14 protein-coding genes are annotated in these 13,808 nt (G+C 50.3%); 4 read left to right on the forward strand and 10 right to left on the reverse strand.

The features are described 5' to 3' along the window. Positions 1 to 218 precede the first annotated feature (218 nt). Positions 219 to 590, forward strand: a complete 372-nt coding sequence (locus MNO13_RS12580; protein ID WP_232885872.1) for a hypothetical protein — start codon at positions 219 to 221, stop codon at positions 588 to 590. Between the two features lie 64 nt (positions 591 to 654). Here the strand turns inward: MNO13_RS12580 and MNO13_RS12585 are convergent, their stop codons facing one another. The 9 genes from MNO13_RS12585 to MNO13_RS12625 all read right to left on the reverse strand — a co-directional run bounded on the left by MNO13_RS12585 (position 655) and on the right by MNO13_RS12625 (position 7,735). Next, positions 655 to 1,365 carry an ArsR/SmtB family transcription factor gene (locus tag MNO13_RS12585; RefSeq protein WP_241938804.1) on the reverse strand — a complete coding sequence of 237 codons (711 nt, stop codon included), beginning with the start codon at positions 1,363 to 1,365 and terminating at the stop codon, positions 655 to 657. Beyond that, positions 1,362 to 1,754, reverse strand: a complete 393-nt coding sequence (locus MNO13_RS12590) for an amino acid-binding protein (protein WP_133521479.1) — start codon at positions 1,752 to 1,754, stop codon at positions 1,362 to 1,364. The genes MNO13_RS12585 and MNO13_RS12590 overlap by 4 nt, the downstream gene beginning before the upstream one ends. Next, entirely contained in the window at positions 1,747 to 2,070 is a 324-nt protein-coding gene (locus MNO13_RS12595; RefSeq protein ID WP_064546725.1) for an antibiotic biosynthesis monooxygenase family protein, read from the reverse strand. Before MNO13_RS12595 ends, MNO13_RS12590 begins: the two co-directional genes overlap by 8 nt. 87 nt (positions 2,071 to 2,157) lie before the next feature. Continuing rightward, complete coding sequence (locus tag MNO13_RS12600; protein WP_121813486.1) at positions 2,158 to 2,559, reverse strand: hypothetical protein; 402 nt, start codon at positions 2,557 to 2,559, stop codon at positions 2,158 to 2,160. Beyond that, positions 2,535 to 3,821, reverse strand: a complete 1,287-nt coding sequence (locus MNO13_RS12605) for a phosphatase PAP2/dual specificity phosphatase family protein (RefSeq protein WP_241938805.1) — start codon at positions 3,819 to 3,821, stop codon at positions 2,535 to 2,537. Before MNO13_RS12605 ends, MNO13_RS12600 begins: the two co-directional genes overlap by 25 nt. After that, positions 3,818 to 5,578, reverse strand: coding sequence for a bifunctional alpha/beta hydrolase/class I SAM-dependent methyltransferase (locus MNO13_RS12610; RefSeq protein WP_241938806.1), 1,761 nt, complete (start codon positions 5,576 to 5,578; stop codon positions 3,818 to 3,820). The genes MNO13_RS12605 and MNO13_RS12610 overlap by 4 nt, the downstream gene beginning before the upstream one ends. Beyond that, positions 5,571 to 6,209, reverse strand: a complete 639-nt coding sequence (locus tag MNO13_RS12615; protein ID WP_064546732.1) for a lysophospholipid acyltransferase family protein — start codon at positions 6,207 to 6,209, stop codon at positions 5,571 to 5,573. Before MNO13_RS12615 ends, MNO13_RS12610 begins: the two co-directional genes overlap by 8 nt. Positions 6,210 to 6,215: 6 nt before the next feature. Further along, on the reverse strand, positions 6,216 to 7,133 hold the full coding sequence (locus MNO13_RS12620; protein ID WP_241938807.1) for a phosphatidate cytidylyltransferase: 918 nt from the start codon (positions 7,131 to 7,133) through the stop codon (positions 6,216 to 6,218). Further along, positions 7,130 to 7,735: a CDP-alcohol phosphatidyltransferase family protein gene (locus MNO13_RS12625; protein WP_232885877.1), complete on the reverse strand. Its 606-nt coding sequence runs from the start codon at positions 7,733 to 7,735 to the stop codon at positions 7,130 to 7,132. The genes MNO13_RS12620 and MNO13_RS12625 overlap by 4 nt, the downstream gene beginning before the upstream one ends. A gap of 287 nt (positions 7,736 to 8,022) precedes the next feature. Between MNO13_RS12625 and MNO13_RS12630 the strand changes: the two genes are divergently transcribed. Genes MNO13_RS12630 through nagA form a run of 3 tightly spaced genes read left to right on the forward strand, consistent with a single transcriptional unit; the run spans position 8,023 to position 12,152 of the window. Continuing rightward, a complete protein-coding gene (locus MNO13_RS12630; protein ID WP_064546739.1) occupies positions 8,023 to 9,585 on the forward strand; it encodes a PTS transporter subunit EIIC in 1,563 nt (520 codons plus the stop codon). A gap of 2 nt (positions 9,586 to 9,587) precedes the next feature. Beyond that, entirely contained in the window at positions 9,588 to 10,937 is a 1,350-nt protein-coding gene (locus tag MNO13_RS12635; protein WP_121813482.1) for a class-II fumarase/aspartase family protein, read from the forward strand. A gap of 3 nt (positions 10,938 to 10,940) precedes the next feature. Continuing rightward, positions 10,941 to 12,152, forward strand: coding sequence for an N-acetylglucosamine-6-phosphate deacetylase (gene nagA, locus MNO13_RS12640; RefSeq protein ID WP_064546743.1), 1,212 nt, complete (start codon positions 10,941 to 10,943; stop codon positions 12,150 to 12,152). Positions 12,153 to 12,158: 6 nt separating this feature from the next. Here the strand turns inward: nagA and MNO13_RS12645 are convergent, their stop codons facing one another. Further along, a complete protein-coding gene (locus tag MNO13_RS12645) occupies positions 12,159 to 13,706 on the reverse strand; it encodes a BglG family transcription antiterminator (protein ID WP_232885879.1) in 1,548 nt (515 codons plus the stop codon). Positions 13,707 to 13,808 lie beyond the last annotated feature (102 nt).

Below are 13,808 nucleotides of genomic sequence, written 5' to 3' on the forward strand. Positions count from 1 at the left end.
ATAAAGTATAGATTAAATTTTGTTCGATTTTCTTGCGTGGATTTTCGTCATCGTAGCACGCCCTGAACGAACAACGCACAGTTATCATTATTCTGGAATTAATAGCAGGTTATGTATATATCCCCATTCTCAGATATGGCTTTTTTATGCTATTTTAATTGTGGGATTATGTTATTAACATAAATTTTCTTTCCATGGACCCTGGTATCGATATTGTTATGAAAAAATTATTGAGTGGGATATTTTTATCTTTAGTTTCAATGGTTAATGCTCACGCAGAATCTAGTGCTGGCAATGACATATTCTCTGGCATGCTGGTACAAGATCGTGACGATATTGTTTTTGTTCGTTGTGATAGACCGTCATTAAAAATGAAGATCGTTGAAACAGACGATGTCAATAAGAAGAACGTCGAGGCCGCATATCAAACCTTCAAGGAAAATAAAGATAAACCTCTTTATTTTACTTTTGTTGGTCATGTGAAAAATGACGATAAGGGTGCATATACGTTTTATTTAACCGATGTTACGGATACCAAACTGGGTTCCAGTTGTAATCTATCTGATTCGTTAGATGAGTTGCTCGGTTAATAACTCTGGTTGATTATATTTTCTATTATTAATAATAAACTCATCTACTGATGCGATGAGTTTATTATTTTAAGCTGAGCTTGAATAAACGTCCGAGAGCTTTTATCCCGGCATCGGTGAAAGTCACTTCTCTGTAACCCGCAGTCCTGGCTATCCACCCCTTTTGGTCAAACGTCACCAACAAAGCCGCACCAGTACTTCCCCCAAGATGAAAACGGCGTTCGCTCCAGTCCAGGCAAGTACAAACGCTTTTTCGTTTTGTGTGCGGGAGAATTTCAACACCAATTTCCTGAAATTTAGCCATACCAATGGGTGATAACGCGCCTCCTTCAGGTAAAAACCAGCCTTCTTTATCCATAAATTCATACATGGCAACAGCAACTTCACCGGCCAAATGATCATAACAGGTACGGGCTTTGCGCAAATGCACAGGGGTTTTGGTGACGCAACCCTTCTGCGTCTTCATTGATACTCCCATCAGGGTTTCAAGCAGTGTCGCTATATCAACTCCTGCTAGTCTGTAGTACCGATGGCGCCCTTGAGACAGACACGTAATTAATTGGCTATTAAGAAGTTTTGCCAGATGAGCGCTTGCCGTTGATGCTGCAATATTAGCTACCGAACTTAGCTCTGTTGCCGTCCATGCCCGCCCATCCATCAAAGCACACAGAATGCTGACCCGAGAAGGGTCAGCGATAGCAGAAGCAATTTCAGACATCGACTTTTCTAATAAATCAGAGTCATCAATATCTGCTTTGAAAGCGTTGGGCTTCATACAGCGGATACATCCCATTTCATGGTGGCTGCGGCTGCCATTTCATTATTGTCGGTCAGCAGAATCAACCGATTACTGTGGTCACTATATTGTACGCTGATATTTATATTATTCCGCGCAAGTATATTGGCAATTTCCCCCAACTCGCCAGGCCGTTCTTGTTTGAGTTTACGAATAAGCGGCTGACTGACACTTTCGACGTGCAGGCCAATATCGGTAAGCACCTTGCGAGCAAGTTCACCGTCTTCTACCAGAAAATGAGCATGGCTTTTATTCCCAGCACTGAATACCCCTCCTCCCTCAAGGCCCACACCATTTTGACCAAGTGCAGTTCCCAGTAATGCAAGTGCTCCTGGGGTATTACTGAGAATGACATGAATATCATACATGGTGGTATTCCTCTTTTTCAGATGAATAATCCCGTAGCACTTGAACGACGGTGATTCTATAAAATGAAAAAATAGATTGCTGCCCTTCAAATTGAGCCGCCATGTGTTTCATGTTCTTCTTCCACTCAAGTACTGCCTCTTCATTTTCCCACCATGATAACGAGAGAATTTTCCCATCTGTATTCAGGCTTTGAAAACGCTCAATGGAAATAAACCCCTTTATGTTATCAAGCTCCGGTCTGAGTTCAGCCGCAAGCTCCAGGTATCTATTCTGTTGTTCGGGTATAGCATTGGCTTCAAAAAGTACCGCAATCATGTTGATCTCCTTAACGTGGACGAACCAACTATAAAGAGTTAATCAACTGATGCTTCGATGGTGGGCGAAATATGGATTTGTCATCGCTTAGAGTAACGCCACCAGCCACACGACCCATAGGGCACCAGTGAAAAACATTGCGCGTCGGCACTGTTTCAATGCGCCCTGCTGGCGCTCGCTAAGCGAAAGCGTCTTCAATCTGTCACGCTGCCAGATAACACAAAGCGCCTCTCCAGCTTGATGATTATTCTCTTCATTTATCAACCTGAAATAGCGTGCGTCCAGCCAAAGACGCCAGCAGCCAAACCACACTATGCCGCACAACAACGTGATCAAGACGCGGAGCAAATCCACCGGTGCAGCAAAGATCACCCACACCATCGGCGGAGCGGAAAACAACAGGAAGAAACGCCAACTATTCAGGGTTTGTTGTACCAAGAGCGATTGCAGTGCGTGGTTATTTGTTACGATGTCACTTTTATCTTCCATCTTTCCAGCAACTCCATATGTTCAGAGGTGAAGACTACCTGCGGTCGCGCCCTACGCACTTGCTCAACGGCATCTTCTGAAGCCAGCTCAGGGTAGCGCTGTAACAACCAGGCGGCAGCGACCAGCGCACTGCGCGACAACCCCAACGCGCAATGAATCAGTACGCTACCTTGCTCATGGCGTAATCGTTCCAGTTTATCTACTGCCAGCGCCAGTGTTACTTCATCGGGTTTCACCAGGTCCAGCATGGGCACGCATTGATACACAACGCCCTGCAAGACACGGGAACGGGGAAACTCGCTGGTTAGATCCAATACGGCTTTTTGTGCGGGAGTTGTCAGCGGATATGTCCCTAAAAACACCCCATCAGTAACCGGACTGAACGCCGGTAGATGGCGGGTATAGAGGCGCATAGAGAGCAACATCCCGACTCGCCAGGGTAGCAACAGCCACCAGGCCGCAGGTGTCAGCCGCCCTTTCCCATCTTTTTGTAGCGCTTCAACGCCAAGTATCCCGTAGGCCAGCGCCACAATCGCCAGTGCCAGCGTTGGCCACCACAGCCAGGTGGTCAGCCAAGTTCCCGCCAGGCAGATTATTGCGCCGCACAGATAACGAACGGCCAGCGTTTTGCGTTTCCCGTCAGCCATTCGCCAGCTCCATTTCCCCTGTTCCGGGATCAACCAGTCGATCACCATTCCGACGCCAAGGCCGGTTAGCACATCAATAAAGTGATGCTGCCAGGTGGTCAAAACAGAAACGGCAATCAGCAAGAACCATGCGCTATTCAATTTCTGCCAGACCCCCGTCAGGTGGCGATGGAAATGCCGCCACAGCAGCCAGCACAGAATAATATGTAACGATGGCGACTGGTTGTACGGCAGGTCGAACTGCTCGAGTTGCCCAAACAACCAACCGGCCAAGCCGGTTATCTCCGGTCTGGTAAACGTAAACTGTAAAGGAAATAGCAAAAAACCCAGGCAGGCAATGACTGATGCCAGCACGAGTCGGCAGACCAGCCGTCGCTGTTCATTCAGCGAGGTGCAGATAAATAGCGACAAGCCGTACAACAGATCCAGGCTCCAGTACGGGAGGATTGTCAGTGGCACAAACGGAATGTGCCGCTCCCAGCTAAACACCAGGCTGCCAATGTTCGCACGTCCGGCGGTAAACTGATTAACCTGCCCGTAGGTTAAAAAGAAAAAGGGCGCAAGCAGAATCAGCCAACCCAAACCCTGCAAGTATAGCGAACGTCGGTTTGTCATGATGCGCGGCGCACTGCCATAGACACGGTGAAAATGCCCCATTCATCAATCAACTGGCCGCATTTATCGAAGCCCGCCTCCCGTACCAGCGCATCCATTTCGCCCTGGCTACGAACGCGCATCACCCACTGTTTACCATCTTTATGGCTGGTGAGTGACCAGGCGATAGTTTTGAGCTGCGGATGCCAGGGTTGCCCGGTGTAAATCAGAATGCCACCTGGTTCTATCGCGTCTGCCAGCCCGGCAAGCGAGTTACGCACCAGGGTGTTTTCTGGAAACAGTTCATACAGGCCAGAGACAATTCCCAGCGTCGGACGTGGCTCAAGCGCGGCCAGTTCTTCGCGGTTGAAAGCATCGCCACGTTCAAAACGTGCATACTCTGCCATTCCACGCGAGGCAATCATCTCCTGTCCTTTCGCTACGTTTAACTCGCTGTAGTCGCGCAGCAAAATGTTGCTCACCGCCTCTTTGCCTTCCAGCGCATCGAGCACGTAGCGCCCGTGCCCGGCGGCAACATCAACGACTCGCACCGTTTTGCCCTGCTCAACCAGCTGCGTGACTGCCTGCTGAATCAGCGTTTGCAGGTGGATTTTTCGCTGGCGGATCCCCTTCCAGCCGACGCTATTGAGATAGTTTTTGTCTATCATCCGCCCCAATGCGCTGCTGCCCTGCGGCTGATTTCGATAGACATAATCCAGCGTGCTGCCGGAATCAAACCCGGTTTCAAATCCCAGGCGTACACCTGTTGACTGTGTCCCCAGCGTCTTCATGCCATAGCGCAAACCGCGATACGCTATATCCTCAATTGAGTAAGGTTCCGGCCCACCGCTTAAGGTTCTCCAGCTGTCCGCTCCCGGACTCCAGCGGTCTTCCTGACTGTAGTCAAAATGCTGTGGCGGCATGGCATAAAGCGTGTCAATAAACTCGCGCATCTTGTCGAACGCCAGATGCCTGTCTTGTTCCCCCAGCGTATCGTGATAGAAGCCAGGCAACACATGAAGTTCTTTGAGTGGGTTACGCAGACGCTGGTAAAAATCGATCTGTGGCTGACGGTGGACAACGAAATCTTCCCCGGAGACCAACATCTGCGTAGGTAAGGTAATGGCGCTGGCGTCGCTGACAATCCGTTCCGCTGTTTTGTAGAGATCGAGCAGGATGTTCACCGCAATGGGTCGGGTAATTAATGGGTCCTGATTGAAACTCGCCACACGCTGTGGATCGTGCGTCAGATACTTGCCTTTGACATAAGAGTTGACGAAAAACAGACCGCGCAGACGGTGCATCAATGCCAGCCCCTGACGGGCAAATGGGACATACAATTTGACCTTAAACGCGGGTGATGCCAGTACCAGCCCACGAATAGGTGGTGCGTAATCATGAGCCCAGGTAGCTGCCATCACCGCACCCACGCTTTGTGCAACCACGACCACATCTTCCATTGCGGCCTGGCTATCTGCGGCGGCGAAACGGACGAACTCTTCAACATCCTGCACCGAGCGGGCCAGCGACGGGCTAAAGCCGCGTTGCCCTGGTGAGCGGCCATGGCCACGGGCATCCCAGGCATAAAACGCGGTATCCGGCATCGACAGCTCATCGACAATATGTTGCAGACGCCCGGAATGCTCATGCCCGCGGTGAAACAGGACAATCACCTTGGGTGTGGCACCCGCCGACACAGCAGGCCAGTGGCGATAAAACAACTCAGTGCGATCGCTGGTCAGAAACTGCCGCTCGTCAGGCGTGCGGATATTACTCATGAGGGTGATTTCCTGTGGTTTGTTGCTGAAGCATCAGCAATTGCTGCTTCAGGTCGTCCATAAACACTTTTTTCTCGGGATGAAAGCGTAACGTTTCACCAATAGTGACATCGATAAACAATGGCAATGGAATACGGTTACCTTTCGCCATCACCTGCTCCGTGCCGCGTAGCCAGACTGGAATAATTGGCACTTCAGGCATGCTTTGACTCAAATGCCACAGTCCGGATTTCAACGGTGCCAGTTTTCCCGGCTCGCCACGCGTACCTTCCGGAAAGAGGATCAACGTCTTGCCATCACGTAGCGCCTGTTCGCACTGCGCCAGCGGGTTTGCTGCTCCGCCCTCACGAGAAATGGGAATAATGTTGAGAATATTCAGCGCAAACCACGCCATCCGTTTATCACGCAGAAAATAGTCGGCAGCGGCCACCGGATGCACTTTCGCCTGTTCGCGTAACGGAAAGAGTGACAGCAGCGCAAAAACATCCATATGGCTGTTGTGATTTGCCACCACAATCGCCGGGCCGCTTTTCGGCAACCGTTCGCGATGTTTGACTCGCAGACCCAGCCATAACCAGATAACCGGCCAGACTATGCACAAGGTAAAAAGCGCGCGAAGCATTCGTGTCATCATAAGTTAGTAACAAAAGTAGCGAATGAAATGGAAGAAGACAGGAGCGGTGAAGATCAGTGAATCCAGCCGGTCAAGAATGCCGCCGTGGCCAGGTAACAACGTGCCGCTGTCTTTAACGCCGATATCCCGTTTGATGGCGGACATCACGACATCACCGCAGAACCCGGTAACCCCGATAATCACCCCTGCCAATAGCGCCATTGGCCAGCTCAGTGGCGTAAGTAGTGGTCCGAGCAACATTGCCAGCAGAGCCGTTGTCGCAACGCCCCCCACTAGCCCGGCCAGCGTTTTATTCGGGCTGACCTTCGGCGTCACCTTTATGCGCCCAAGCGATTTGCCCCACAAGTATTGCGCGATATCGTTGAACTCCGTCAGGCCGACCAGGAACAGCACCAGCAGAGCGCCAGTCTGTTGGCCATCGGCGGGCAGCACCAGTAAAAAGGCGACATGGCTGAAGGCAAACACGGTGGTCATCAGGCTCCAGTGGAGCTGGGATGCGGTACGCAAGAACCCCTGAGTGTCGCCCGCAATCACCATCCGCGCCGGTAAAAATAAAAACACATACACCGGTATAAACACCACAAACATGCCGTACCAACCGATGCCAATCAGCCAGTAGTTAAGAGGAATGGCAATAAACAACCACAGCAAAGGCATTCGGTCGGAATGGCGCGAAGGCACCAGCGTCAGAAACTCTTTTAGCGCCATAAAGCTGACCAGCGCGAAGAAAGTCAGCGCCAGCCAGTTCGGGCTTAACATCGCCAGCGAAAACAGCACGATGATCACCCACCATGTGCGGATCCGCAGCGTCAGTTCCCGCCAGTCTTTATCGGGACGTAGCCACACCAGCAGGCCATTCACTACCGATGCGACCAGCAGAAGTGCAAAAATTACCGCGAGGGATTTTTCCAGCAACATCATTTCGCCGCCTTATCACGCAATGCACTCCGACAACGGTTAACGACCGTCCACAACAGCAACACGGTTGCCAGCCCCCACACGACGTTATTCCATTGCACCCACTGCGGCCAGATTGCCAGCGCCAGCCCCCACGCACCAAACAGCAATGCCCTGTCGCTTTTCCCCAGTGGCCCGGCATAACTGCGCAAGTCGTTAATCGTTTGTGCCAGAACACCACAAAATTCGGTCATTAGCGCACAGAACAACATCACCAGCACCAGCAACATATTGCTTTCGGGTAGCAGCATAAAAGGCAGATAAAGCGCAATGTCGGAGAGCACATCTCCCGTCTCATTGAGGATAGCTCCGAGCCGGGATTGTTGATGGCATTCGCGTGCCAGCATGCCGTCCAGGGCATTGAGTGCCATCCGGATAAACAAGACGATGGGCAGGAGAACGAACAAGCGGGGATCAGGGAAAATAATCAGTACCGCGCCGGTAATAAAGGAGAGTGCCATGGCAGCGAGAGTCACGTGGTTGGCCGTAACGTGGTGTTTATGCAGCCAGAACATCAGCGGGCGTAACAGTGCCTGGAAGGCAGGCTTTATCTGATAAAGCGTCATCATATTCCCTGATAGTTTGTCGATTTCCTTTATAGTGCATTAATTAACCGCACCAGGAGTGATATTTTTCAGCGACCGAAACAATAATCAGAATTTCGATTGCGAAAGGGATAATTGTTACCGGTTTCCCACCGGCGGATACAGACTAGCACATCTAACTTTAAGTGGGTTTCTACCCACCTATTTTAGGGGCAAATCCTGCGCCTGAGGCAGCCCAGTTTTTGGCCTTGCTCACTCATGCCGATAGCGTGTCTTATATCCCGGAGACAACACTTCAGGACGGGTCTATGAACGCCAATTTTAAGAATGAAATACAAACGTTCGGACGGTCGTTGCTATTACCTATTGCTGTGCTGGCACCTGTCGGCATGGTTATGGGCATTTGTAGCGCGCTGGGCCAGAATTATATGATTGAAAAGTTACCTTTTTTAGGTAACGCCATTTTTAAAGATCTGCTCTCATCGCTGGGTTTAATCAGCAGTGTGGTATTCCAGAATATCCCCTTACTCTTTGCGATGGGGGTCGCTTATGGAATGTCGAAAAAAGAAAAAGGCATCGCCGTATTTGCCTCCGTGGTGGCCTACCTAACACTGTTAATTTCGATGCACGTGCACTTAAAACTGGCCGGACAACTGGCGAAAGGAGATTTATCGCTGGTTGGGCAAGGCATGGTGTTGGGGATCCAGACGCTGAAGATTGAGGCGCTGGGCGGCATCATCGCTGGCTTACTGGCAGCAAAAGTGACCGACAAATATTACCGTTTGCAGTTACCGCTGGCTTTTGCCTTTTTCAGCGGTAAAAAATCCGTCGCCATTTTATCTATTGCTTTTACTATTCCCGTCGGCCTGCTTATTCCCTTTATCTGGGATCTGTTTACCGCCGGAATGAACAGCCTTTCGACTGTTCTGATGGCGCCAAATATTGGTGCCGGGATCTATATGACACTCAACCGTCTATTAATCCCCTTCGGCTTACACCATGTTTTAAGTTCTACGGTTCGTTTTACTGCGGCGGGTGGCACTTACTTAATTGATGGGCAAACTTATGTCGGTATTTTACCGGCAATGAACAAAATTCTTTTTGAGTTAGGCCCGAATCATCCGGCATGGAAAGAATATATGCCAACCCTGACCAGCTATCTGGCGTCGTCACAAATGCTGACCACGTTATTCCGTGTTCCGGCTATTGGTCTGGCGATGTACCACATGGCCTACGTGAAAAACAGAAAGTTCGCCAAAGGCATGATCCTGACTGTGGTATTAACCGCTGTACTTGGCAATGTCACCGAACCACTGGAATTCTCGTTCCTGTTTATTGCGCCTAAGCTGTTTATTGTTTACGCCATCTTGTGTGGCCTGCTGACAATCCCACTACAGATACTGGATGTTTCCGTCGGCTATATTCGTGGCACTATTTTTGACTTTGGCATCTTTGGGCTGATGTATGAACACACTCAGTGGCTCAATCTCGTTATCCTCGGCATCGTGAACTTTGTGGTGTTCTACTTTGTCTTCCGTTTCGCCATCCGCAAGTTCGACATTAAAACGCCGGGTCGCGAAAGTGACATGGGCGACAGTACCCTCTTGAACAATAAAGAGTATGACAAAGTCGCGGCGCTGGTAGTAGAAGGCCTCGGCGGCAAAAGTAATATTAAACGCGTTGAGAACTGTGTCTCACGCTTGCGTATCGACCTTGCCGATCAAAAGAAACTGGATATGGCGATTCTGAAAGAAGCAGGCTCGTTGGGAACCTTTATTCCGTCCAGTAACCATATTCATGTTGTATTTGGCCCCCACGTTGAGTTCGTTCGCAACGCGGTGGACGATGCCATGGCCAAACAGGAGAGATAACCATGCGCGCACTTTATGATTCAAAAAGTAAAACCATTGATGACAAAGGAATGAAAGCCTTGTTCACCCACGAAGCGCGGGTTCAGTCCTGGCTTGATGTGGAAGCAGCGCTGGCGACGGCACAGGCTAAAGTCGGCATTATTCCTGCTGCTGCGGCAAAAAATATCGCCGAAAACTGTCAGCTTGACCGTATCGATCTGGCAGAAGTTGAACGCCTGTTGCGGGAGATAGGCCACGGGTTTGTGCCAGTGATTAAAGTGCTGGTTAAAGCCTGCGACGAAGAAAGCGGCAAATATGTGCATTACGGGGTGACAACACAAAACATCCAGCAAACCGCGCATCTCTATCTGGTGAAGCAATTCCACCAGCAACTAATGAGCTTTGTCGATGCCACGCTTGAGAACCTGGCTAGACTGGCCCTGCAACATAAAGACACCCTGATGGCGGGCCGTACCCACGGTAAACATGCCCTGCCCATTACCTACGGTTATAAAGTGTCGGTGTGGATTTACGAGCTTCTGGGTGCCGTTGAACGGATGCAGGAAGCGGAAAAACGAGTCTTTACCGTGATGATGGGCGGCGCAGTAGGCGCGTTTCACGCCACCGGAGAACCTGGGCGGCAGGTACAGGATCTGGTCGCACAAGCATTGAATATGTACCCAATGCGCGTGCCATCCCGTAATGCACGGGTTTATCGTGCCGAGTACATCAGCAATTTATGCCTGCTGGCGACCACCTTCCACAAAATTGCCGAGGAGGTTTATCAGACCTCCAGCGAGGAATTTGGTGAAGTATCTGAGGCGTTTGCCAAAGGCACGGTCGGTAGCAGCACCATGCCGCAAAAAGTGAACCCGAAACTGGCGAAGGGAATCATAGCCAATGCCCAGCGATTGTACGCGGTGATGACATCGTCGTTGTACGTCTGCCCTCGCCCGTTTGAGGCCGACAGTTCTGCCTATTTCATCTTTGATGCCAACCTGCAAGAAAGCATGGAATTGATGGCTGAAATCGTGCTGCGCGCTGAAGAGCTAACCCGCACACTGATCATCGATAAATCCCGTATGCAGCAAAACGTGATGCTGACGCACGGTCTTATCAACAGTGAAAAAATCATGATGAGTCTGGTCGAACGGTTAGGGAAAGATCCGGCGCATGAACTGGTGTACTCAATGGCGATGCGCAGCACCCATGAAGGGCTGGATTACGCCAGTGTGCTGCGTAACGAGCCGGAGATCCGCGACAACTTCAGTGATGATGAAATCCGCGATTTACTTGATCCGGCCGCCTATACCGGGCTTTGCGCCGTGTTGGCAGAAGAACTGGCTAACACCGTTTTTGCCAGAAAGGAGTGAACCATGCGTGACGTCACGGCTCTGAAATCAGCGAATATTGTGACAGCAGACGGCATTCGTGCTGGATACTTGCTGATTGAAAACGGCACGATCATTGGCATTGAGGAGTGCTGGTCCGGCGCGGCCACTGATTATGGTAGCCGTTACCTGATGCCCGGATTTGTCGATATCCATGTGCATGGCTGGGGGCGCGGGTCTTTCGCTTATAAAGGCGACCATGCTTCGTTGGTCAACATGAGCCGTGATTTAGTCAGTAGCGGTGTCACTGCTTATCTGGCGACATCCGGCACCATGCCGGACGACTTTCTGAAATCATCCGTCGCCGCCGCTGCAAATTATTTGGAAGCAGCAACGCCAGCGGACGGGGCGGAAGTCCTCGGTGTACATATGGAAGGGCCATGGATTAGCCCGAAACATCTGGGGATGCAGCGGGCTGATTGCCTGCAGTCCCCGTCTATTGAAGGTTTCGAGCAATTTAATGCGCTGGCAAAAGGACACATCCGGCTGGTGACGCTGGCACCGGAACTGGAAGGCTCCCTACCCTTTATCCGTCATTTACACAGTAAAGGGATTACGGTTTCTGCCGGACATACCGATGCCACGTTTGACCAGATAACCGAGGCCATCGACGCCGGTCTGATGCACTTTACCCATGCATTCAGCGCGATGCGCGGTTTTCATCACCGCGAATTGGGCGTCGTGGGTGCGCTGATGTATTACCCGGATGTATATGCAGAAGTGGCGAAACAAAGTGGCATCACCATTAAACCCCAGGCTTTTGACATTCTCTATCGCCTGAAAGGGGATCGACGGCTGGTATTAATGAGTGATTGCATGGGCTATGCCGATTTTCCGGAAGGTTATGAATTTCATCACTACCTGCGCCAGCAAACGTTTCGCATTCGCCAGGGGCAACTGGAAATCACCGCGCAGAATGGCGAGTGCCAACGTGTCTCACCGGATGACTGGCCAGTGGTGTCCGGGCTGGAAATGAATTTCCTCGATTCGGTGAAGAATATTGTCGGACGACTGGAAAAAGGCCTGGAATCTGTGGCGCAAATTGCCTGTCACAACCCCGCTGTATTGGCTGGCGTGGCATCGAGGAAAGGCAGCCTGGCGGTGGGGAAAGACGCAGATATTCTCTGCCTTGACCATGAATTAAATCTGACTGATGTATGGTGTCGCGGAGTCCGTCAACCGTTACCCGTTCGCTGATAAAGGTCAGATAAAAATTTCAGGATAGCGAGTTTCAAGATACTGCCGTAGCTCGCTATCCGCCAGGTTCCTGCTCTCTTCAATAAAAGTCTCAATGGCGATTTTTTTCTTCGCCCGTGAAAGCCCCATCTGACGCAACGTGGAGATATCTTCTTGTGTCAGATGGAAACTCACTTTGACGTAATCGAACTGATAATAACGCAGATAACTGGAGATCTTATTGGTGAAGGTTAACAGCAAATCGAAAGGGATAGCCTGCAACTGATGTATTTCGTTAATGTTCACGCTTGCAACAATGTCGATATGAAACCATGACTTCAGCACTTCTTTAAAATAGCCGACTTTACTTTCTGATGAGTTGGTGACGATCACCACCCTCTTTTTCACCTCATCATGCAGGCGATTCTGCAACTCGTACTTTTTGAGGATCAGCACCAGCGTCGCAATATGCACCGGTGAAAAATTCACCGCCCACTCTTGCTCAATTTCCCGAACTTCCACACAGACACCCTGATACAGCGCCGGATAGCGATCGCGAACATGGTGCAGTTTCTTATCGTCAAACCACAGATTGAATTTATTCTGCACGATGGCGGTATAAATAAACTGATAGACCTCACCGAACCAGGCTTGCTGGTTATTAACCGTCGCCTGAAGAAAAGGTGCAATCGCCAGGCTAAAGCGCCGTACCTTGTCGATAAGCGGTACGTCATAGAGGGTGAATGGCCGCCAGGTGAACGACAACGAAGAGAGCAACAAATTGAGAAAACGGTTTTCAGCAGGCGGTACCAGCAGGCCGAAATCCATCGCCGTGACAAAATCCAGTGCATGGGTGTCGGTAATCACATGGCCACGGCCGGTGCGCTGTAAGGCAATGCTCATATACACCAGAAAGTATTTTTTGCCGTTATAGCCCAAGGTCAGGCGTGGCGCGATTCGTTGACGGTAAATGTCCGCAGCTTCACGGATTTCCTTCTCGCAATGCTGCAAAAACTGACAGGCGATTGAGCGGTTAATGGGTTCGTTGGCGGAGTGTTGAACCAGGTGGTTATCTTCACCAATCTCAATGGTTTTAAGAATGGTGAGACAAATGGCGATACGCAGTGAGATCTCATCCCCTTGCAGCCGGGAACCTTGCCGGTGAACACTTTGTACTGCAAGTTTATTAGCCTGGAGAAACATCGCCAGCGCCTGATTATCATTTTTCAGGGTGCCTGGGCTTACGTGGAATTTCTGGTAGTAATCACTTTTATTGACGATGTCCTGCAAACACAGTGCCACGGTTAAATCACGCACCCGCTCTTCCGGGCTGGTGAGATATCGGTTGAAGTGAATATTTTCGAGAAATGACACGTACTCACGATAGCCCATCGCGGTGAAAATCGATTGATTTTCAATATGCAGATGAAAAGCGGGATCAAGCTGATCGTTGATTTCTTTCATCGTGCGTTTCAGTGTAGAGAGCGTTTTACCAAAATGCTGGACGGCATCCTCTACATAAACCGGGCTGTGTTCCTGAAGGAATTTCAGAAAGGACAAATCAAAACTGTTCATTAAAAACTCTGACAGGCAACGCCGCACGACGCTATGTTTTCATCATCTTGCCATCGTACATTAGCCACGAAATCAAAACCGTGACCAACGCCGTTATGTCAC

Source organism: Buttiauxella ferragutiae (assembly GCF_022637515.1).
GTDB lineage: Bacteria > Pseudomonadota > Gammaproteobacteria > Enterobacterales > Enterobacteriaceae > Buttiauxella > Buttiauxella ferragutiae.

What these genes read in the sequence shown, in the direction of transcription:
- MNO13_RS12610 (WP_241938806.1), bottom strand. Translation starts at nt 5,578, where the DNA reads ATGAGTAATATCCGCACGCCTGACGAGCGGCAGTTTCTGACCAGCGAT.
- nagA (WP_064546743.1), top strand. Translation starts at nt 10,941, where the DNA reads ATGCGTGACGTCACGGCTCTGAAATCAGCGAATATTGTGACAGCAGAC.
- MNO13_RS12635 (WP_121813482.1), top strand. Translation starts at nt 9,588, where the DNA reads ATGCGCGCACTTTATGATTCAAAAAGTAAAACCATTGATGACAAAGGA.
- MNO13_RS12620 (WP_241938807.1), bottom strand. Translation starts at nt 7,133, where the DNA reads ATGATGTTGCTGGAAAAATCCCTCGCGGTAATTTTTGCACTTCTGCTG.
- MNO13_RS12600 (WP_121813486.1), bottom strand. Translation starts at nt 2,559, where the DNA reads ATGGAAGATAAAAGTGACATCGTAACAAATAACCACGCACTGCAATCG.
- MNO13_RS12625 (WP_232885877.1), bottom strand. Translation starts at nt 7,735, where the DNA reads ATGACGCTTTATCAGATAAAGCCTGCCTTCCAGGCACTGTTACGCCCG.
- MNO13_RS12585 (WP_241938804.1), bottom strand. Translation starts at nt 1,365, where the DNA reads ATGAAGCCCAACGCTTTCAAAGCAGATATTGATGACTCTGATTTATTA.
- MNO13_RS12615 (WP_064546732.1), bottom strand. Translation starts at nt 6,209, where the DNA reads ATGACACGAATGCTTCGCGCGCTTTTTACCTTGTGCATAGTCTGGCCG.
- MNO13_RS12590 (WP_133521479.1), bottom strand. Translation starts at nt 1,754, where the DNA reads ATGTATGATATTCATGTCATTCTCAGTAATACCCCAGGAGCACTTGCA.
- MNO13_RS12605 (WP_241938805.1), bottom strand. Translation starts at nt 3,821, where the DNA reads ATGACAAACCGACGTTCGCTATACTTGCAGGGTTTGGGTTGGCTGATT.
- MNO13_RS12630 (WP_064546739.1), top strand. Translation starts at nt 8,023, where the DNA reads ATGAACGCCAATTTTAAGAATGAAATACAAACGTTCGGACGGTCGTTG.
- MNO13_RS12645 (WP_232885879.1), bottom strand. Translation starts at nt 13,706, where the DNA reads ATGAACAGTTTTGATTTGTCCTTTCTGAAATTCCTTCAGGAACACAGC.
- MNO13_RS12595 (WP_064546725.1), bottom strand. Translation starts at nt 2,070, where the DNA reads ATGATTGCGGTACTTTTTGAAGCCAATGCTATACCCGAACAACAGAAT.
- MNO13_RS12580 (WP_232885872.1), top strand. Translation starts at nt 219, where the DNA reads ATGAAAAAATTATTGAGTGGGATATTTTTATCTTTAGTTTCAATGGTT.